Origin of the sequence: Lactiplantibacillus xiangfangensis (genome assembly GCF_001438845.1) — a bacterium.
Classification (GTDB): domain Bacteria; phylum Bacillota; class Bacilli; order Lactobacillales; family Lactobacillaceae; genus Lactiplantibacillus; species Lactiplantibacillus xiangfangensis.
Genome location: NZ_JQCL01000029.1, coordinates 1 through 20800, shown reverse-complemented (window position 1 = coordinate 20800; position 20800 = coordinate 1). Strand labels below are relative to the sequence as shown.

At 49.3% G+C, this 20800-nt stretch carries 16 protein-coding genes and 1 other annotated feature; of the genes, 12 read left to right on the top strand and 4 right to left on the bottom strand.

All coding sequences use genetic code 11. The annotated features are described in order from the left end of the window. The first annotated feature begins 412 nt into the window (after positions 1-412). Complete coding sequence (locus tag IV64_RS02555) at positions 413-2452, top strand: beta-galactosidase (protein WP_057705602.1); 2040 nt, start codon at positions 413-415, stop codon at positions 2450-2452. Between the two features lie 67 nt (positions 2453-2519). Here the strand turns inward: IV64_RS02555 and brnQ are convergent, their stop codons facing one another. Further along, on the bottom strand, positions 2520-3914 hold the full coding sequence (gene brnQ, locus IV64_RS02550; RefSeq protein ID WP_057705601.1) for a branched-chain amino acid transport system II carrier protein: 1395 nt from the start codon (positions 3912-3914) through the stop codon (positions 2520-2522). A 66-nt stretch (positions 3915-3980) separates the two neighbouring features. Then, positions 3981-4236, bottom strand: a binding site (T-box leader). Positions 4237-4388: 152 nt separating this feature from the next. Between brnQ and IV64_RS02545 the strand changes: the two genes are divergently transcribed. After that, entirely contained in the window at positions 4389-6125 is a 1737-nt protein-coding gene (locus IV64_RS02545) for an ABC1 kinase family protein (protein WP_057705678.1), read from the top strand. Positions 6126-6346: 221 nt separating this feature from the next. On the opposite strand, the gene IV64_RS02540 is transcribed toward IV64_RS02545, so the two are convergent. Then, the gene (locus tag IV64_RS02540) at positions 6347-7006 is read right to left on the bottom strand and encodes an MIP/aquaporin family protein (RefSeq protein ID WP_272946836.1); all 660 of its coding nucleotides are present in this window, start codon (positions 7004-7006) and stop codon (positions 6347-6349) included. A 327-nt stretch (positions 7007-7333) separates the two neighbouring features. On the opposite strand from IV64_RS02540, the gene IV64_RS02535 reads away from it, so the two are divergent. From IV64_RS02535 to IV64_RS02515, 5 genes are read left to right on the top strand one after another with little or no spacing between them, the layout of a single operon-like run. Further along, positions 7334-8452, top strand: a complete 1119-nt coding sequence (locus IV64_RS02535; RefSeq protein ID WP_057705599.1) for an exonuclease SbcCD subunit D — start codon at positions 7334-7336, stop codon at positions 8450-8452. Between the two features lie 2 nt (positions 8453-8454). Beyond that, positions 8455-11589 (top strand): AAA family ATPase, encoded by a 3135-nt coding sequence (locus IV64_RS02530; RefSeq protein WP_057705598.1) that lies wholly within the window; start codon positions 8455-8457, stop codon positions 11587-11589. A 36-nt stretch (positions 11590-11625) separates the two neighbouring features. Then, positions 11626-12819: an ATP-binding protein gene (locus tag IV64_RS02525; RefSeq protein WP_057705597.1), complete on the top strand. Its 1194-nt coding sequence runs from the start codon at positions 11626-11628 to the stop codon at positions 12817-12819. Positions 12820-12830: 11 nt separating this feature from the next. Further along, a complete protein-coding gene (locus tag IV64_RS02520) occupies positions 12831-14174 on the top strand; it encodes a vWA domain-containing protein (RefSeq protein ID WP_057705596.1) in 1344 nt (447 codons plus the stop codon). Continuing rightward, positions 14167-14466: a hypothetical protein gene (locus IV64_RS02515; RefSeq protein ID WP_057705595.1), complete on the top strand. Its 300-nt coding sequence runs from the start codon at positions 14167-14169 to the stop codon at positions 14464-14466. Before IV64_RS02520 ends, IV64_RS02515 begins: the two co-directional genes overlap by 8 nt. Before the next feature lie 163 nt (positions 14467-14629). Here the strand turns inward: IV64_RS02515 and IV64_RS02510 are convergent, their stop codons facing one another. Together IV64_RS02510 and IV64_RS14840 are read right to left on the bottom strand one after the other, a co-directional pair. Further along, positions 14630-15214: a TetR/AcrR family transcriptional regulator gene (locus IV64_RS02510; protein ID WP_057705594.1), complete on the bottom strand. Its 585-nt coding sequence runs from the start codon at positions 15212-15214 to the stop codon at positions 14630-14632. Between the two features lie 605 nt (positions 15215-15819). Then, a complete protein-coding gene (locus IV64_RS14840; protein WP_404411836.1) occupies positions 15820-15864 on the bottom strand; it encodes a hypothetical protein in 45 nt (14 codons plus the stop codon). Here IV64_RS14840 and IV64_RS02505 point away from each other — a divergent pair, their 5' ends adjacent. From IV64_RS02505 to IV64_RS02485, 5 genes are all read left to right on the top strand, one after another. Continuing rightward, complete coding sequence (locus IV64_RS02505; protein WP_237757304.1) at positions 15865-16155, top strand: cell surface protein; 291 nt, start codon at positions 15865-15867, stop codon at positions 16153-16155. Beyond that, complete coding sequence (locus tag IV64_RS02500; protein WP_057705593.1) at positions 16155-16727, top strand: WxL domain-containing protein; 573 nt, start codon at positions 16155-16157, stop codon at positions 16725-16727. The genes IV64_RS02505 and IV64_RS02500 overlap by 1 nt, the downstream gene beginning before the upstream one ends. Before the next feature lie 30 nt (positions 16728-16757). After that, on the top strand, positions 16758-17444 hold the full coding sequence (locus IV64_RS02495) for a WxL domain-containing protein (protein ID WP_057705592.1): 687 nt from the start codon (positions 16758-16760) through the stop codon (positions 17442-17444). Positions 17445-17535: 91 nt separating this feature from the next. Beyond that, a complete protein-coding gene (locus tag IV64_RS02490; protein WP_057705591.1) occupies positions 17536-18552 on the top strand; it encodes a WxLIP family cell surface protein in 1017 nt (338 codons plus the stop codon). 17 nt (positions 18553-18569) lie between these two features. Further along, positions 18570-20705, top strand: a complete 2136-nt coding sequence (locus IV64_RS02485; protein WP_057705590.1) for a lectin-like domain-containing protein — start codon at positions 18570-18572, stop codon at positions 20703-20705. Positions 20706-20800: the final 95 nt, after the last annotated feature.

Here is a 20800-nt window from a genome sequence, read left to right as displayed (position 1 = left end):
GAACAGTTGCAAAATGCGCAATTGTCCCGGTCCGTCCGTGGCCTAAGACCGGAAAAATCACCGGTCAAAGTCCACCTTCACGACCGATATCATCAGTGGCAGCCTCCGATTATCGATGGAAATAACAATAGTAAGACTATTTTGAGCGGGGTCAGGCAGAGGTGGTGCGCTGTGTTGGCAAGATTGACGGGCAAGCTTTATGCCAATCTTGCGGTGCGCTTCAAAGATGTGAGTTATCAGCTTTGAAGTGAGGTTCCAGACCGTCCTTTGGCTGGAGCCGTCTCCCCATAGCACCCAATTCTGTCTGACGGAGCGGACAACTTAGGAGCAATGATTGTTACTGTTATGGTGTTAATAGCAATTTTAGATTTTTCAACTTTTAGACTATTAGAAAAAGTTAGGGGTGGATGAAATGAGCTTTAAAAATAAGGCATTTTTGCACGGTGGCGACTATAATCCTGACCAGTGGCTGGATCATCCGGACGTGATTGATCAAGACTTTAAAGCCTTTGCAAACGCAAAATTGAATGCGGTTACACTAGGCGTATTTGCTTGGGACCGACTGGAGCCCGCGGAAGGTGAGTATCATTTTGAGTGGCTGGATGAAATGTTTGACCGGGCAGCTGCTCAGAAGATGAACGTTATTTTGGCAACGCCTAGTGGGGCCCGGCCCCGCTGGCTAGCGGCCAATTATCCGGAAGTCCTCCGGGTCGGTGAAGATGGGCAACGTAATCAGTTTGGCGAACGCCATAATCACTGTTACACGTCGCCAATTTACCGGGAAAAAGTCCGACAAATGAACCAGAAGTTAGCGGAACGGTACGGTCACCGGAAAAATCTCATCCTGTGGCATATTTCTAATGAATACAGTGGTGCGTGCTATTGTGACTTGTGCCAAGCGGCCTTTCGGAAGTGGTTGCAAGCTAAATACCAGACGCTCGAGGCACTCAACCACGCTTATTGGGGCGCTTTTTGGAGTCACGAGTACACGGACTGGGCTCAGATTGAAGCCCCTTCACCACGGGGTGACCAAAACGTGACCGGACTGAATTTAGATTGGCGCCGGTTTGTGACGGACCAGACGATCGACTTCTTCGATGCGGAAGTGGCCCCATTACGGGCGGTCAACCCTGATATTCCAGTGACAACCAATTTTATGGGTGGTAATCCGCCAGAATCCGACGTTTTTGACGCCTTAGACTATCAAAAGTTTGCCCAGCATGTGGACGTCGTCTCGTGGGATTCTTACCCGAACTGGGGCAATGATTATGAATCCACGGAACAGCTGGCGATGAAGACAAGCCTGATGAACGACACGATGCGGAGTTTCAAGCATCAAAATTATTTGATCATGGAAAACACGCCGTCCAAAGTTAACTGGCACCAGTTTAACCATGCAAAACGCCCCGGGATGCACAGCATGGCAAGCCTTCAAGAAATTGCGCACGGCGCTGACTCGGTCATGTACTTCCAGTTACATCAATCGCGCGGCGCTTCGGAAATGTTTCACGGCGCCGTCATCAGTAACCGCGGTGGGACGCAGACCCGGACTTTTCGGGATGTCGCCCAACTCGGTACACAGCTAAACCAACTGAAGGGTGTCGTAAATACGCACCGGAAAGTGGCTAAGGTGGCAATCGTCTTTGATTACGATAACATGTGGGCGTTAGCGGATGCGCGTACCTACGCCAACGCAAGCAAGGATTACTGGAAGACGATTCAGGACCATTATCGGTACTTCTGGGAACATGATATTCCGGTAGAACTTGTCGGCGTTAACGACGACTTAACACCGTATCAGCTCGTCATTGACCCCATGCACTTTTTGATGCGACCAGAATTCGCGGCTAAGCTCAAAGCGTATGTTCAAAACGGGGGACACCTCGTTGGGACTTATATTAGTGGGGTCGTGGATGGCGACTTTTTGGCCTATCAAGGGGCCGGGATGCCAGATTTGATCACGACGTACGGGTTAAAAGTGACGGAGACCGATACTTTGTATCCTAGCCAGCGCAACTCGCTGCGGATCTTTAATCAGAAGTACGCGGTGCGGGACTACTGTGACCTGGTGCAACTGACGACGGCCAAGGCATTGGGGACTTACGGCGAAGACTTCTATGCGGATACGCCGGCGGTTACTTGCAACCAATTGGGCCGCGGGCAAGCCGATTACGTGGCCTGTCGAACGGATGCGGATTTTTTGCAAAAGTTCTACCACCAATTGGTCCAGCGCCTTCAGTTACAAGCAGAATTGCCAATTCAAAAGAAGACGACTAAGGTAGCCATTCAAGTGCGGGAAAATGACACCACCCACGTTTACTTTGTGATTAACTACAGTCATGAACCAACGCTTGTGACCGTTGCGACGCCGTTAACGAACGCGCTAACGGGGCAAACGGAACAGGGTACCCAAGCGATTGCCGGGTACGGCGTGAAAGTTTACCGTAACTAGTTTGAAGCATAAGCATAAAAGGCCTCCCAGCTTTTTGAGACTGGAAGGCCTTTTTGAAATAGTAGTTTTAATGCTTGAGCGGTGCGTCTAGGTTTGTAGCCACGCTATTTTTACGTGATAACAGGAGGTAGTGCGCCGTGCCAAATACGGCACCAACTAAGGCTGGTACAAGCCAATCCATACCGCTGCTGGCCAGTGGTAAGTAGCTCTGTACGTGGGCCATCGCTTGTCCTAAGGCGCTTTGGCTAACAACTGCTGGGAATGCGGCTACCATGTCGAAGACGGCGGGGACAACGGTAAAGACGACGACCCAGACGTAAACGACGGTTGCTTTGTGGAATAGCGGTGACAAGATCGACAAGAAGATCAGAGCCATTGCCAATGGGTAGAGGAACATCAAGACTGGTGTGGACCACGCGATGATTTGGTTCAAGCCCACGTTAGCCGTTAAAAACGAAGCCATGCAGGTGATCCGTAGCCATGCTTTGTAGCTCAAAAAGCCAAAGTGTTTGTGGAAGTCTTGAGCGAAGGCCGCAACGAGTCCAATCGCAGTGGTTAAACAAGTCGTGATCATTAATACGGCTAAGATGGCTTGACCAACGGAACCCATGTAATGGTTAACGATTTGGTCGAAGGCGACCCCACCGTTAGCTGAAACTTTAAATAGGCCTAACGATTGCGCCCCAAGTAAGATCAGGAAGGTGTAGATGAGACCTTCAAACGCCATGGAGAAGAATCCAGCCCGGGCAGTGACCCAAGCCGCTTTGTTCGGGTCAGTTTGGCCCATGAATTTGACGGCGGTAACGATGGTGACCCCTAGGGCGAGGCCGGCTAAAGCGTCCATCGTGTTGTAACCTTCTAGAAAACCGTTAACGAAGCCCGCGCTTTGATAAGCGGCGGTGGCGCTAGTGTTGCCGGCGTGAGCTAAGGGGCTGCTAAATGCAACGGCAAAAACGGCGACTAATAGTAATAAGAATAGTGGATTGAGTAGCTTACCGACCCGCGCCATGATCTTACTCTGTTCAATGGAGAGGTAGTAGGCGAGGCCAAAGAAGGCTGCTGAGAAAGCGAGTAACGCCAATGATTGGTATTTGGCAGGGAAGAACGGTGCCAGGCCGACGGTGAACGATACCGTCGCGGTCCGGGGTGTTCCGAAAAATGGGCCAATGGTGAAGTGAATGAGCACCATGAAGACGACGGCAAAGGTAGCGCCAAGCGGTTTACCAATGTCGTAGACCCCTTTTGACTTTGTGACACAGACGGCTAATACGGATAATAATGGCAATAAAACGGCGGTAACTAAGAAGCCGACGGTCGCGATGCCCCAATGACTCCCAGCTAATTGGCCGAGGTGAAGGGGAAAAATCAGGTTACCCGCACCAAAGAAGAGGGCGAAAATCATGGAACTTAAGGTGACGTAATCACGTTTGGTTAAAGATCGTTTTTGGACTTTATCTAGCATATACAAGAACTCCTTATGGGTTTGGGTTAAACAAAAAAACGTCCCGCTTTCTGAGTTAGACTCAGAAACCAGGACGTTTAACACGCGTTACCACCTTAGCTTTACGGACGTATTGCTACGAACCGCCTTAACAGGTACGGCGAGTGGCCGGCCACTCGTGATACCCGGGCTCGATAATGGGAGCACCCAACAGCAACTAATTAAATCGTTCGCCACTGCCACTCAGAACTGATTTTCAGTTAAGAAAGCAGGATGTCGTTTCACCAGACCGACACTCTCTAGGCGTGCTTTGCTAACTTACTTTGTTCATCAACGTGTTTGTTAACCGTTTTTTAATGTGCCTTTAATCTACAACGGTTGTTATAGTTTGTCAATGCTTTTTGAAAAACTTGCGGTTAGTTAGTGCGAATTGGGTGGGAATGTTAGATAATAGGCTTTAGCATAGATGATAGGAGGGGACGCTCTGTGACTGAAATGGATGAAGGAACCAGTGAACAACCCCAGTGGAAGAAAAATCAGAATCGCCACACCCGTTTTCGTACCATTGTGGGCGTGTTGCGACGTTACAACGTTTTAAGCAACCTGGCTCGGCAGAAGAATCCAGAACAGGTGCGGGCGGCCTTTGAAGAATTAGGACCGACCTTTATTAAGATTGGGCAAATTTTGTCGGCGCGAACGGACATTGTTAAGCCAGAATTTGCGAATGAATTTAAAAAATTACAAGACGACGTCAAAGCTGACGACTACGACGTGGTGCAGCGGACGATCGAACGGCAGACGGGCAAACCGATGGATGAGATCTTTGCCACTTTTGAGCACCAGCCCTTTGCGTCGGCTTCAATGGGCCAGACCCATCACGCAACTTTACTGAACGGTCAAAAAGTCGTGGTGAAGGTGCAGCACCCGGGAATTGACGCTGAAGTAGCCTTGGATATTTCGCTGTTTGAGCGGGCGTTGCCACTTTTGCGCTACATTCCAGAGTCATCGGTTGTGGACCTTCGTGAAATGGTCGGCGAGATTAAGCGGTCACTCTTTAACGAACTGGATACCAATATCGAAGTTCGCAACGGGTCCCGGTTTTATCGGTTGAATAATCAAGATGATATTATTCGGGTTCCGCGGGTCTACGCTAAGTACAGTACCCAAAAGGTCCTCGTTAATCAGTATATGCCGGGGGATAGTATCCAACACTTCATGGCGAAAATGATCAAAGCGGACCGTGAAGGCAACCAGCAATTTGATGATGAACGGCGGTACTTAGCCCACACGTTGGTACAAAACTTCTTGAAACAAGTTTTTGAAGACGGCTTCTTTCACGCGGATCCCCATCCGGGCAACATTTTATTGCGTGAATTAAAACCGGGTGACATTGGTTATAGCGATACCGTACCGCAGCGGCGTGGCAAGATCGGTAAACGGCGGTTACCACCGTACCGGTTAGTCTACTTGGATTTTGGGATGATGGGTGAGATTAGTCCGTCCTTAATGAACGGGATTGCAAACGTCATTGTTGCCGTGACAACGGAGGATACTCGGCAGGTCGGCAAAGCCATCCTGGCGATTTCAAATCGGACCGGGGCGGTCGATGAAGAGGGCTTCTTCAGTGAGTTGGCGCCGTTTTTAGGCCAGTATTACAACTCGGGACTTGGCGACATTGACTTTCAAGGACTACTATTTGAAATGGTCAAGGTCTGTCGTAGCAATAATATCCAAATGAATCCGGCGGTCACCATGCTGGGGAAGGCATTCGGCACGATCGAAGGTATTGTTGAGACCTTGGATCCGAACCTGTCCATGTTAGACGTGGCCCGCCCCTTTGCCCGCAAATACATGCAGGAGCATCTTAACCTCCGCAATGAGCTGGAAGATGGGGTGTTAGCAACGTTGCAAGGCGTGCGTGATGCCCCCAAGTTGCCATCACGGTTGTTAGCCGCGTTGGAGACGTTTGAAAATGGCCAGACGCGGGTCAACATTGTCTTTTCGCACCGGAAGATGTTCATTGACCGTATTGATTCAATGGTCAATAAGGTGGTTTTGTCCGTTATTTTGGCGGCGCTGATCGTGGGATCATCGCTACTCGTTCAGAGTCACCCCGATAATAGCTGGATTACCAACATTGGGATTTTTGGGTACGTTACCGCAGTCGTTGTCATTATTGGACTCGTCATCGGGACTTTACATTCCTGGTATCAACATTGGCGCCGTAAGTAGGCGAAACGGTCAAAATGGAAGAGAGTGGGCCAAAAGACGGTTAGTTTGCGAGCATTAACGTGAAAGTCGCGATTATTCCTGGGTTTGGAATAGTCGCGACTTTCGGGTTAAGCGGAACAAACTGCCTTTTGGCCCACGTTTCGACCATCGCAATAGAAAAAGCCAACCAGAAATTTTCTGATTGGCTTTTTGAGTCTTGTCGCAACCCCTTTTTAGTCTAATTAGTCTTCTGACCCAAGTACTCGTGCACAGAAAGCGGCAAGAATGGCGCCAACTTCTGGTGCAAGAATGTAGACCCATAAGTGTGACAGGGCGCTACCACCAGCAAAGATAGCTGGACCGATTGAACGGGCTGGGTTCAAAGAACCACCAGTCAAGTTCAACGTGGCGATGATTAAGAAGGATAACGTAATCCCGATAACCAAGCCAGCAAAGTCGCCATTTCCGTGGTCATTGCTAGTCACGTTTAAAATGACCATCAAGAATAGGAAAGTTGCTAAGGCTTCAACGAAGAAGGCCATTCCGGCACCGATTTTTGGAAAATCAGTTTGGCCTAAGGCGTTGGTTGCCAAGCCAAGGGCACTGACAAAGCTACGAACAGCTGCGGAAGCAACGATGGCCCCTAAAATCTGAGCAATCACGTAACCGACAGCGTCAGCGACGTTGATCCGCCGGTTGATTAACATTGCCGTTGTAACGGCGGGGTTAAAGTGACCCCCGGAAATACCCCCGAAGGCGTAGGCCGAAACGGTGATGGCTAACCCAAAGGCTAACCCAATTGCGAGGACGTCACCCTTTGCGATAACAACGGTTGCGGTCCCTAAGAAAACTAACATGAATGTGCCGAGAAACTCAGCAAAATACTTGCGCATAGTACTCACGCTCCTTTTAAAATAATTGCTTACATAAGTTATCTTACAATACTTTCTAACTAGTGAAACTTAATTTGCTCAAAAAAATAATGATTCTAATAAGATAAAAACAATTATTACGGTTTTACGGAACTACGTTTGTAGGACTTGTTCAGTTGTTTTAAGTTTCAAAAGTCTTAAAACGATAATTATTTTGTTACCGTCAACGAACATGGTCATTAATTTGCGGTAAGTTTAATAATCAATCAAACACGGGGGACTTTGGGAGAACGGATGGCAAAACAAACGGGAAACTGTTTTATAATGGAAACAAACAACTTTTAGGAGGAACCACACATGCGTTTTTTACATACCGCTGACTGGCACATTGGCAAGAAACTCCATGGTTTTGACCTGGTGGAAGAACAGCAGGATGCTTACGAGCAAATTAAAAAAATCGCTGTCGACGAACAGGTGGACGCGGTTGTTATCGCGGGCGACTTGTACGACCGTTCAGTGCCAAACGAAACGTCCGTCAATCAGTTGGGCAACATGCTGGTTGACCTTAACCTCAAGCACCACTTCCCATTATTGGCGATTAGTGGCAATCACGATAGCGCACCCCGGTTACGGACCGGGAGCTCGTGGTTTAAAGCGACGGATTTTTACCTTAATACTAAACTCAGTCAGGCGTTAACGCCGGTTGAATTTCCAGACACCCAATTTTTCTTACTCCCTTATTTTGAACCGTTTGAAGCACGGCAATACTTTAAAGATGACAAAATTAGGACGGTTCAGGCCGCAATGGTCAAAATCGTGGCAGCGATGCGCGCGCAATTTGATCCGGCCAAGAAGCACGTACTCGTCGCGCACTTTTTTGCTGCGGGCAGTAGCCACGTCGATTCTGAAACCCAAGTGATGGTCGGGGGCCTCAACGCGATTCCTGTCGACGACCTGGCTGATTTTGACTACGTTGCCTTAGGACACTTGCACGGTAAGGACGCCCTTCACGCAGACCGGGTCCGCTATAGTGGGTCACCGCTGAAGTTCTCAGTTTCAGAAGCTAACCAGCAAAAGGGCGTTTGGATCGTTGACACGGATCCGTTCAAATTGACGTTCAAACCACTCAAACCATTACGCGATGTGCGCGTCTTAACGGGGGCGTTTGAAGACTTAACGTCACCAGAGTTTTATAAGAAGCAAGCCGTGAATGATTACCTATCAATTCAGTTAACTGACCAACGGGTGATTCCTAACGTCATGCAGGCGTTACGGGACGTTTACCCTAACGTGATCGAGCTAGAGCGGGTGGGCGGACCAGTCGCAACTGGCGATGAGCTGGCGACAATTGATCCACACCTTGATCCCATGGAATTGATGGACCAATTTTTTGAGCAAACCACCGATGCACCGTTGACGGACCAGCAACAAAAGTGGGCGCAAACGGCACTGCAACTGGCTAATAAGGAGGATTAGGAATGCGACCACTAACATTAAAACTGGACTATTTTGGCCCGTTTCGGGACCAAAGTGTTGATTTTACAAAGTTTAACGATTTCCCCGTATTCTTAATCAGTGGCAAAACGGGTGCCGGAAAAACGACGATTTTTGACGCCATGTGTTTTGCCCTCTTTGGCAGTACTTCGGGTGGTGATCGTCAGGTGAAACAGATGCGGTCTGATTTTGCGACCGATGATGAACTCACAACGGTGACGTTTACCTTTGAGCACCAAGACCGCACCTACAAGATCGTGCGGTCACCAGAACAGACCGTCGCAAAAAAACGGGGGACTGGAAATCACGTGCAAGTCGCTGCAGTAACGTTGACGGTGTTTGACGCTGCGGGGCAAGAAATTGACGAATACACGAAGGTCAATGCGGTTCAAAACTATATTCATGAGCTATTACAATTGACGCGGGAGCAGTTCTCGCAAATCGTGTTATTGCCGCAGGGCCAGTTCCGTCAATTTTTGATGGCAAATAGTGATGATAAGGAAAAAGTGCTCCGCGACATTTTTGGGACGAGTTTATACAGCCGGTGGTCGCAGCAATTAAAATCACAGTTGAAACGGCAACAGGCTGAAAATAATCAGGTTGCGCAAAGTTTGAAAACGTTACAGGGCCAATTGACGTGGACAACCCGGAATGCGACCGAAGCATTAACACTCTCACCGCAAGCGACCCTTGAGGCCCAAGCAACGGAACAGGCGGCTCAGGCTGATACACTTGCCACGTTAAAGCAGGAATTTTATCAGGCGAAAGAAGCCCTAACGGCAGTGCAACGTGCACAGACTGCGGGTCAGACTTTGCAACGAAATTATGAAGAACGGGCCGCGTTGACCGCACACCTTGCGACCCTCGACGAACAAAAAAAGACGATTGATGAGCAGCGTCAGCAAATTAAGACGCTTGATTGGGCTCAAGAATCGGCGCCTATTTACCAACAACTTCAGACTAATCAGCAACGAAGTAAAACCGAGACTGAACAGGTTACGACGTTAACGACTGAGCTGATTGGGTTGAAAGCCACCCGTGATACGGCGATGGCTCGTGTTCAGAAGTTGACGGCGCAGGCTCCCTTAGCTGAACAACGACAAGAACAACTGACCATGTTGACGGCAAAACGACCAATCTACGAACAACTGGCGCAGACGCAGCAGGCTTACCAGCAGGCCCAGCAACGTGTTCAAGTTCAACAGCAAGCCGTTACGAAGCTTGAACAACAACTGAACAAGTTGGCTGAAGAACAGCAACAGCTTGGCCCACAGGGTACTGATTTGACCGCGGCGTTAGCAGCCCAGCGCGAATTGGATCAGCGGGACCATGCCTTACAAGCGTTGACCCAACAAGCAACGCGGGTCAATCAGCAGCAACGGACCGTTGCCAAATATGGTAAGGCTGTTACGGCTCAGCAAGCGGTCGTCGCAACCCGGCGTACTGAAGCTGCGGAACAGACGGCGGTGTACCAAAAATTAGATAGTGAGTGGGCCAGTGCACAAATCGCCATCCTAAGTCAGCGATTGTTGCCAGACCAACCATGCCCAGTCTGCGGGTCAACAACGCACCCCCACCCAGCGGCGACCGACACATTGACGGTCACTGAAGCAGAGGTCAAGCAGGCACAGAAAGCTAGTACGCAGGCTGCCCAAACCTTGGCGGCGGCCGAAAATCAGCTGAAGGCTGACGAAAAGCAAGTTCAGACGGCTCAAGCTGAACTAGATGATGAGGAACAGGCCTTCCGTCAAGCGGTAGCCACCAAATTGGCAACGGCCGATGAAGCGCTGGACGTGGCCGAACAGTTAGCCCAGGCACAAACTAAGCTGGAACAAGATATTCAGGCCAACCAGCAGCGCGTTCAAACGGATCAGGATGCGCAGGAACGGCTAAAGGCGGTTCAAACCGAGTCGCAAAACTTAACTACTGATCATGACGCGGCCGTGACGGCGTTAACCACGGTAAAAAATCAGGCCTTGCAACTTGAAACGAAGTTGGCTGATAAGAAGCAGCAACGTTCAGCGGATTATCCGGACCTACCAACGCTAGACGCGCACCTCCAGGCCTTGACTGAAGAACAGGATGAGTATCGTAAAGCTAAACAAGCTGCCGAACAAGAATTGGCGAAAACCAAGGAAGGGCTGTCAGCAACGGAAGCGCGGCTAACGACGACCCGTGACCATTTGGCAGCAACGAAGGCGGCCATTCAGGAGCAAATGACCCAATTAACGGACGTCATGCAATCAGCTTGGAAAACGGTCGATTTCGACCGCTTGGATGGTTTGATGGTTCAACTTGGTCATCTAACAGATTTGCGTGCGGCGGTTGAAACGTATGATCAGCAGGTTGCCACATTGAACGGGCAACTGCTGACAGTAAAGACGACTATCGGGGAGCATCCGCAACCCAATCTGCAACAATTAACGGCACAAGTGAAGGCCGCGACTGAGACTGAACAGGCGGTTGAACAGCGTTACTATGATTGTGACCGCAAGTTAAAAGGTAACCAGGACGTGGTTGAAAAGATGCAGGCGATGTTAGCAACGTCCCATAAACAGCAGGAGCAATTAGCTGAATTGGCCCAATTAGCCAACGTGGCGAGTGGTAATAGTTCTCAAAAACTAAGCTTGGAACGCTTCGTCTTGCAAACGTACTTGCAGAAAGTTTTACAAACTGGCAATCAGCGATTGAAACAGTTGACGAATGGTCGGTATCAGTTCCAGTTAGACCGTTCCCAAGGCACTTTTCGTAATGGGACGGGGTTGGAAATCAACATTTACGATGACAATGCTGGTAAAGTTCGTAGTGTGCATACGTTGTCGGGTGGTGAAAGCTTTGTTGCGGCGTTGTCATTAGCATTGGCCCTAGCGACTGTGATTCAGGAGCAGGCCGGGGGCATTAAAATCGACGCACTGTTTATTGACGAAGGCTTCGGATCATTGGATGAAGACGCGTTGGATATGGCCATGGAAACGTTACAGCAAGTTGAAGGTAAGTCACGCATGATTGGTATTATTAGTCATGTGAGTGAGCTAGAACATCAATTGCCAGCCCAATTACGGGTGATTCCAGAAGGTAATGGGGAAAGTATTGTGAAATATCAATTAGGACTTGCCTAATTGTTTCACGTGAAACAAGAAAGGTCGGGTGAAGTAATGGCGTTATCGTATCAAGCACTGCTGACAGCCGTTCCGGTGATTTTAAGGGCGGGCAACGTCCCTAACATTGTGGGGGAGGCTGGTATCGGTAAGTCTGCACTGGTGGGTGATGTGGCCGCGCAAATGCACGCACGGTTATTTACAACCGTAGTGAGTTTGTCGGAAAAGGGTGATTTGGCGATCCCGGTGCCGCCTTTAACCAGTGAATCGTTCATCCAAACGGAAGCATACGGCCAGTTAGCCGATGTCCAATTTGGCTACGCCCATACGTTGATCGAGATCATTCAGTACGCGGAGGCGCATCCGCACCAGCCCATTTTGTGGTTCTTAGATGAATTTAACCGGGGCACGCAAGCGGTACAGAGCGAATTAATGAATTTGGTCTTACAACGGACCATCAACACGTTAAAACTCCCGGAGCAGGTCCAACTGATCTTAGCTGAGAACCCAGATGCCAGTATGACGGGATTTGAAGACAGCGCGTACGGTGTCGTTGCTGGTGATGCGGCAATTAAGGACCGAACCGTTCGCTTGATCATGCGGACGGACGCGGCTGATTGGCTAAAGTGGGCCCACCAGACTGCCACGACGGCTGACCGCCCCAACATTCATCCGTTAGTCGAACGGTTTATCAGCGAAGACGTGACGCGCCTGAATCAGACGGATCAACAGGAAGACATTACCGCGACGCCACGTGCTTGGGAGCGGGTCTCAGCTAACCTGTATGAGTTGGAAAAACTACCACCAGCAACCCAGGCGACGGTGGCCTTAGATATTTTTCAGGGGGACGTCGGAATCGACCTGGGTCGTAGCTTTGAAGCCTTTTTAGAACAACAGGCGATTCACCTGACACCGGCCGATTTATTCGGTAGTCAGCCTAAAGGCGCCGTCGTTCCCACGCCGATGTTAAAGCAGTTTCAGGCGATGAGCGAGCCGCAAAAAGCGACCGTGTTACGCAGTTACTTGCAGTTAACGAGCACCTACCCACTGACGCTTGATCAGCATGCGGGGCGTTTTTTACAGCTACTGCAGACGCTCAGCCAGGATGGTCAGTTTGCATTAGTGCAAACGATTGGTCAGGATCGGGAACTACTCAAACAGTTATATACGGTTAACGTGGCTAAAAGTAGTCCGTACGTGACCGCGTTGTATCAGTATTTGCAGCAGGTGGCGAGCTGGTCTAATCAGTAAGGAGGGGTTTGGTGCTAAATAATGCAGCCGAATATGATCGTTGGCGCCGGGCCATTTTGACCCAACCAAGTCAGGCTGATTTAGGGGCCGGTGCGACGATGGTGACCCGTGCCGTGATTGAGCTGTTGGCCGCGGACCAATTTTACGGGGAACTACTGACGCGACTACCACGCGAAGTTGCCCCTGAATTGACGGCGCCATTTGCCTTAACCTGGCGTCAAAATCGCTTGGTCCTGCAGTACGAACCGGTCAAAATTGCCCAGACATTTAACCGCTTTGACAGCCTGCAAGCTGGGCTGAAACACGTGGCGTTACACGTTGTTTGGCAACACCCCTTGCGCTACCGCCAGCAGGTAGTGTCCCAGCCGCAACGGGTAACGTTAGCGACCGATTTGGCGGTCAACCAGTATGTGACCGGATTACCGGCAAGTGCGACAAGTTTGGCTGACGTGCAGCCACTCGTCAAGACCCGCTTGCCACTTAAAGCCGATTCCGGGACTTATCTACGGCTGTTACAGCAACAGTCGCAACCGCAACCAGCGGATTCGTCTGGTCATTCGACAAAGGATCACGCCCCGAACCAGCAGCCACAACGTAGTACGGGGCAACGGTCTCAATCGCTAATTGATGATCCGGCGAACTGGTCGGGAAGTGGTGGTCAGCTGACCAACCCGAATCTGGCGGCGAGTCGCACCCAACAATTGACCCGCGATGCTTGGACGGCAACTAATGAAGTGGGCCGGGGATTGGTCGCGGGTCATGTGGCGGCTGAATTGCAACGGCAACGGTCAAAACCGGCCGTTGACTGGCGCCGCGTGTTGGCACGGGGAATCGGGCAGTTGCCAACTGGAAAGAAGGCTTCATACGCACGGTTCAACCGCCGGCAGCCCGCACGAATGGAATTGCCGGGTCAAATCAGTGATACTCAGTTGGACTTACAAGTCTACGTGGACCATTCGGGATCGATTAGTGACGCGACGCTCCAACGCTTGTTGGCGCAAGTTGCGGCGTTAACGCGGGTGGTCAACGCGACAATTACCATTAAACCGTTTGACGCTGTGGTTCAGCCCGGAAAGTCTTACCAGGCAAATTTGCCCCACCGCGTGCGGTTTATGCGTTCCGGTGGTGGCGGAACCGTTTATCAAAGTATCTTTGATGACTTGGCGGCAAACCACCGAACGAATCAGACAACGTTAGCATTGATTTTGACCGATGGGCGTGGCGAACACCGCGTCGATACCCATCACTTTAAAAATATCATCTGGTTATTGGCAAAAGCAGGTGACCATTTATCCGTCCAACCGGTCGTTGGACAAGTCATCAATTTAAACTTAGGAAGCGATGAAGATGAGTGAACCACTTAATCCCGATGACATGCAGGCTTTGTTGACCCATAACCGGCGCTATCAGCGTGCAGTGGCCATTTTAAAGGATCAGTGGCAACTCATTATGGCTGATGAGACGTTAGCGTACCGCCAGCAAATCGCCCCGGCAGACTTGCAGTTTGCGCGGGCCTTGCTCAGAAGTGGGACGTTAACGAGTCGGTTCAATTTTGGGAGCTACGCGGGTGTGCAAACGCTCCGCCAACACTACGGGAACCTGTTGAGTGGTGCGGCGCAGCGGTGGCTGGTGCACGACTACGTTTAGCCTTAAAGGTTGAAAGAGCAAAAATTACCGCTTCGGCGAACAGCCTCGGTGCGGTCGGTGACCGCGCTTCTAAATTTGATTTTTCAACCCTTAGCAAAAAACCGTAGGAACTTGATCGGCAGCGCGCCGAATCGTTCCTACGGTTTTTTAGATTTCGTGTTCATTAAGCTTTTAAAAAATCTAGCCAAACTTGTTGTCGTTGGTCAACGTCCTGCAGACTACCTTGACGTAGCCGTGTCTGTAAGCCAATGCGGGCCTCCAGTAGGCTTTGGGCCAACGTCATGCTGGATTGGTGGTTGGTGATCTGTTGGTTGGCCTGGCCCTTTAAAATGGCGGCGGCGATCAGGGTGAGGTAGTCGTCGTAAAACCAAGTCGTGGCGTGCTGAACGTCGGGGTCGGTCGTTCCAAACTCTGCCACGGCGTTAGCCATTAAATCGCCAGCCGGGTGGTCAGTTGACGTCAGCCCCCAGCTAAATAAGTGGCCCAAAATGGTGAGGGCGGGTTCGCCAGCCTGTTCCAAGCGTTGCGTTTCTTGGGCGCAAGCGGTCAGTGCTTGCTGATGGTAGCGCTGGAGGGCCTTCAAATAGAGGGTGTGTTTGTCACCCAAAGCGTTATACAGACTTTGCTTTTTAACGCCACTCGTGGCGACAATTTCATCCATTGAGGTATGGTAGTACCCTTGTTGCCAAAATAAATGCATGATTTGTTCAATGACTTGGTCGTCATCAAATGTCTTTTTTGCGGGCAAGAAATGGCCCCCTTTCAAGGTTTGAAGTGATTATCAACAGTATAACATAGGCTGATTACAGCCGAATATCTAAGCATGAGCGAATGGTGCAGTGGTGAAGGACTTAGTTATCTGTCAGCCTTTTTTAATATAAGGATTGACGACAAGTAAAAGTTAATTGACAAAAGCGGGATCTTTACAATGAATTGGTGTTGAGTCAATTGAAACGAATGTTGATTGATGATGGGGATTATCAGGCATTATTCCGTTTTTATATAGACTGATATTATTTATAGTAATGTGAAAGTTTAACTAATAAGTATACTAATTAAAATCTCACGATAATATAATGTTTGCGATTTGTTTAGTTAAATAGGGCAACTGTTACTGGAGGTTTGAACTTAAAACGGGGTGTTGAAAGCCTTATCAGCAAACTGATTCGAACAGTTTATATTAATATTTTTGTATTTTTCCAAAAATTAGAAACATCTCAGAGAAGTCTGAAAATGGAGCCCCCACTACATAGTTAAGCCCTGTCATCAATTGACAGCCCTTACATCAGCATGCTATATTCTCGTTGCTGATAGGGTTACTCAAACGATTCACTATTAGTAATTTAGTTTTAGTTAAGTTGAAAAATTATACTCTGGGACCTGATAGGGGGTGATCACTTGCGATGGCGAATTGGATTAATGAGCCTACTGATATTCTGGATAGGACCGCTAGCCTTAACTGGGCTGGCGGATGCCCAACCCGGGCAGTATCGACTGACGGTCAGAAATGCTTCTGGCACGTTTGCGGGTGATCGTACCAACGCAGGACCTTTGAGCGGAATCCTACCACAAATGAATGCAACTGAGCAGTGGTGGTTACTGGTCATCGGCCTAGCTGGACTAATTTTGTTAACTTCTCTAACCATAATCTGGTGGCGCAACCGTCAATTAATAAAGGAGCAACCGTGATGAAGAAATATTTAGGAACGTTACTTGCTGGAGTTACTTTAATGTCAGCTTTACCAATGGCTGCTAAAGCTGCGGATACGAATACGCAGGATACCGAAGCAAAAGTACAGTTAAATCAAGACGAAGAAAATAAAGCGATTACATTGGACCAAGTTCCCGCTTTCGATATGGGTGAACATACAAATAGTAATACGACCCAGACTTACAATGCGGTTACCGTCACCGATGCAATCAAGGTGACCAACCCTGGGAATAATGATGGGTGGAAAGTTCAGGTTTCTGGCACTGATTTTATGGACGGCGACAAGGTGTTACGGGGCGCTAAGCTGACCTTGGCTAACGGGAAAACCGTTGCCGATGATACTCAGAACGCTTCGGAAGCCCCAACGAGTGGCAAGGTTGTTGTGAATGACACTAATCAGTCAATCGTGACGGCAACCGCTGGCGAAGGGATTGGACAATTCACAACGACGCATGACGCGCACGATGTGAGTCTGCTAGTTCCAGCTGGTAACTCTGCTGGGGCATACACGGCAAAATTAACTTGGACTTTAAGCAACGCCCCAAGTTAAGCGCATCACTGTAGAAATTGAGGTGTGACCATGGTCAAGGGACTGTCACTGGCGAGTGGGTTACTAATGATATTGTTAGCAACGCTGTTACTCAATAGTCTGGATAGGACGACTGGTCAGGCGGCTTCACGATCGCAGGTGCAGGTCGGGCTCACCCCGACCGATGACAATGGTGCGGTCGCACCAGTTGATCCAGATGATCCGAGCAAACCTTATCCCGGGGATTCCGCTGATGCGGGCAACGTTACCGGGACTGGTTCGCGGGGACAATTGACGATTGATTACATTAGTAACCTCAAGTTTGATGCGACTACCACTGGACAAGGTCCGGTGACAACGAACGCGATTAACCAGCGCGCAATGATTCAAGTCACCGATCGTCGAAGTACTGGCAGCGGCTGGACACTACAAGTAACGCCCAGCCCGTTACGAAGTCGTCAGCAGACGCTAAGTACAACGTTGAGTCTCGGTTCAGCCCAGTTGCGCGCCGGTGACGGTAATGCCAGTGCGGCGCCAACGATGGTCAATACGGGCACGTTAACCCCGGGAATTGCCAATAACGTCGTTGTCGCGGATCGCCAGACGGGGCTTGGTACTTGGCTACTGGTCCTAAATCGCGGGTCAAAACCAACGACGTTGACTATTAATAATCAACGGTTAACGGCGGGCGATTACACTGGGACCCTCGCATGGTCGTTGACAAACGCGCCGAGTTAAAGCAACAGGGTAAACGGCTACTTGAGTGATGCTCACGGGCCGTTTATCAGTACATAGTTCGTTCAGATTGCTGAAAGGAAGGGGATTCTAAATGAAAAAGACGTTTTGGCAACTGGTATTACTCGTAAGCGTTGTGTTGGGTGGTTTAACGGTAACCGCACAAGCTGATAACTTAAATTACACGGTCAAGGCAGAATTACCAACTAACCAAATTAATCAAAAGGTGTCTTATTTTGATTTAAAGGTGAAGCCGGGGCAAAAGCAAAACTTGGTGTTGACGATCAAGAACAGTGATCAGCAGACGCATCGTTATACGATTTCACCAAACCTGGCTGTGACTAACGATAACGGAATCATTGACTACAGTCAGAGCAAAGCCAAGGCGGATTCTTCTTTAGCGTTCAATGTCAAAACGGCATTATCTGAAAAGCAGGTGGTTACCGTTCCTGCCAAATCGAGTAAGCGGGTTACCGTGAAGTTAACGGTCCCGCAGAAAAAATTTGAGGGGATTGCCTTAGGTGGCATCAATGTGATTCAAGAGTTGAAGGCGACTAAAGAGAAAAGTAGCGGGATGGCAATCGATAACCAGTACGCCTACGTGTTAGGTGTTCAGCTTCGCGAGTCCAATTCAATTAAAATAAAGCCAAACATGAAGCTACACCAAATTAAGGCGACGCAGTTAAATTATCGCAACTATGTCACGGCTAATTTACAAAACGACCGGTCCGTTATTATGCACGGTCTCAAGATCAAGAGCTACGTTACGGCCGCGGGTGCTAGTAAAAAATTAATGGTGATGAGTAAAGATAACTTAGCCATGGCGCCCAACAGTAACTTTAATTTTGCGATGGGCGATGGGTCAAAACAGCTCAAAGCTGGCAAGTACACCCTCCATTTGACCGCAACCGCGGATAAGGGGAAGTGGCAGTTTACGCGCAACTTTACGATTACGGATAAAGAAGCCAAACACTTGAATGATACGGCTGTCGGTGATCAGACCCAGCCAAACTACTTCTGGTGGTTTGTCGCGTTAGGCGTCGTTATTTTAGCGCTACTAAGTGCCATTATCTGGTTACTCTTGAAAAATCGCCGTCGTCAGGATCACTAACGAGAGGAGTTTTCAATATGCGGAAGGTACCGAAACTGTTAATGATGAGTTTGTTGGCGTTAGCTGGTTTATGGGCTGGTACCACGCAGAACGTCACGGTTAGTGCTAATTTGGCAACGGCGCCGTCTGGGATCAACCAGTTAGATAAGGTCATTACGTTGCCGAGTGCGTTTAGTAGCGGGGTAGCCAATAATGCCACGATCGTGGATACGACTAATAGTGGTGCACCGAACACGCAAGCCGTCAACGTGATTAGTAGTAAAAAGCAAGTTGGTGGTTTCTGGTCGAATGACGCCAGTCGGTTGGATCTAAATCAAGATGCGACCATCAAGATGTGGCTCTACTTGGGAACCGCTAAAAGTACCGGCGATGGCATGGCCTTCGTGTTACAAAATGATCCGAGCGGCACGAGTGCCGCGGCTCAAATTAAACCGGGGAGTATCATTGGGGAGACCCTCGGCACTTGGGGTCTGGATACCAATAATAAGCAGCAGGATCCGCAAGCCATTGCAGATACTGCGATTCAAAATAGTTGGGCCTTAGAGTTTGATACCTATGCGAATACGGCCACGTCGTATAGTGATGCTGGTAATGGGGGTGCCTTTGACAAAGGAAATAAAAATCAGCATTTAGCAACGGGATACCCTGGCTTAGCAAGCCAATATAAAAGTGAATCGGTTGGTAGCTGGGACCTGACAGGGATTATCTGGTCGACCCGGTACTACTTCTCACAAAATCACAATAACCTGATGACTTGGAAAAACTTGTCCAACGGTGCTTGGCATCACTTAGTTTTGAAGTGGAGTGCTACGGCTAAAACGATGACTTATACGTTTGATGATGTTAATCCTGATGGGACTGATAATGCTGCCAGCTATACGAATAGCGAAGTCATTGACACGAGTCAGTTCAAGAGTGCCGACGGCCTGGTTCGTTGGGGCATCATGGGAGCCACGGGTGGTAATTCAACGAGCAACATGGTCGTGATTGAAAGCATGCCCAATTTAGTGGCGGCTAAGGCCGATGTTAAAGTGACGGATGTGACTAAGGACAAGACGGTGACGGCCGACAGTAAAGTTAAGGCGAATCATAAGTTGCAATATGACTACCAGCTCACTTATACCGGCGGTCATTTGGACTGGGATAACATTGACGCCCAACTGAAGTTGCCTAAGTACGTGACGTTCAGTGGGGCGACAATCAAGTATGCAGACGGGACAGAACAGGCTTTAGATGCGCCGGAAGCTGGTGCTGAAGATATCGAATACCGCCTTGAGAAAGCCATTTCTAATACGAATCCGACGGCAACGATCACCTTAACGGGGAAGGCTGACGACGTGGCCATCAACAGTGGGACGACTACCACCACGAGCACGTTTAAAAACAAGCAGTTTGAAACCAAGGCGGATGCGCCGGATTACACGATTACTGTGGATCAGAAGCTTTCAGCGACTTTCATGAAGCCAAGCTATACGGTGGCTAAGGGTGAGGAAGCCAAAGTGACCGGGCTAGTTATCGCTGAAGATTCAGAACAGCTCGCCAACAGTAAAGTTACGGTGCACCCATCTTTAAACGGGAAGCCGCTGGATGATTTCCAAATGAATGACGATGACGAATCCGGGTACTTTGTTGTCAAGATTAAGCCCGAACAGTTAAACGTTGGTGAAAATACGTTGACCGCATGGTTCTCTGATATGGATGATAACGAGTCTGAAGAAATTAAAACGACGATTATTGTTCAGGGGGGGCAACTAGGTTTCAAAACCGTTGCGGGTGCCAGTACGTTTAAACCAGTTACCTTAGATGGTAAGTCCCAAACAACGGGTCGGGAAGGTGACTGGGAAGTTGTTGTCAGTGACCAACGTGGTAAGGGCTCAAGCTGGCAATTACAAGCCAGTGTGGGCGATTTTACAACCACGGACGGTAAGAAGCTTCCGGGCGAATTACTATTCAAACGGGATGGTAAAACGACGGTCTTAAACGGTACGGGTGCTTTGATTGATGACCGTGAGACGACCAGCGACACCGATGAATACGATGTCACAAAGAATTGGACGGCTGATTCCGGAATGTTTTATAAGACGAACGCGGCGGCAACGCCGGGATCGTATTCTGGCAAGATCACCTGGACATTAAATAACGCGCCGAGTTAAGCGGAGCAAACTGCCTTTTGGCGCACGTTTCGGTCATAACAATAGGAAAAGCCAACCAGAAATTTGGCTATACTCCTACTTAAGTAGACAAGCAA

Coding starts and splice junctions, on each gene's coding strand:
- IV64_RS02555 (WP_057705602.1), top strand. CDS start 413: ATGAGCTTTAAAAATAAGGCATTTTTGCACGGTGGCGACTATAATCCT.
- IV64_RS02525 (WP_057705597.1), top strand. CDS start 11,626: ATGGCGTTATCGTATCAAGCACTGCTGACAGCCGTTCCGGTGATTTTA.
- IV64_RS02545 (WP_057705678.1), top strand. CDS start 4,389: ATGGATGAAGGAACCAGTGAACAACCCCAGTGGAAGAAAAATCAGAAT.
- IV64_RS02515 (WP_057705595.1), top strand. CDS start 14,167: ATGAGTGAACCACTTAATCCCGATGACATGCAGGCTTTGTTGACCCAT.
- IV64_RS02490 (WP_057705591.1), top strand. CDS start 17,536: ATGAAAAAGACGTTTTGGCAACTGGTATTACTCGTAAGCGTTGTGTTG.
- IV64_RS02495 (WP_057705592.1), top strand. CDS start 16,758: ATGGTCAAGGGACTGTCACTGGCGAGTGGGTTACTAATGATATTGTTA.
- IV64_RS02530 (WP_057705598.1), top strand. CDS start 8,455: ATGCGACCACTAACATTAAAACTGGACTATTTTGGCCCGTTTCGGGAC.
- brnQ (WP_057705601.1), bottom strand. CDS start 3,914: ATGCTAGATAAAGTCCAAAAACGATCTTTAACCAAACGTGATTACGTC.
- IV64_RS02500 (WP_057705593.1), top strand. CDS start 16,155: ATGAAGAAATATTTAGGAACGTTACTTGCTGGAGTTACTTTAATGTCA.
- IV64_RS02485 (WP_057705590.1), top strand. CDS start 18,570: ATGCGGAAGGTACCGAAACTGTTAATGATGAGTTTGTTGGCGTTAGCT.
- IV64_RS02535 (WP_057705599.1), top strand. CDS start 7,334: ATGCGTTTTTTACATACCGCTGACTGGCACATTGGCAAGAAACTCCAT.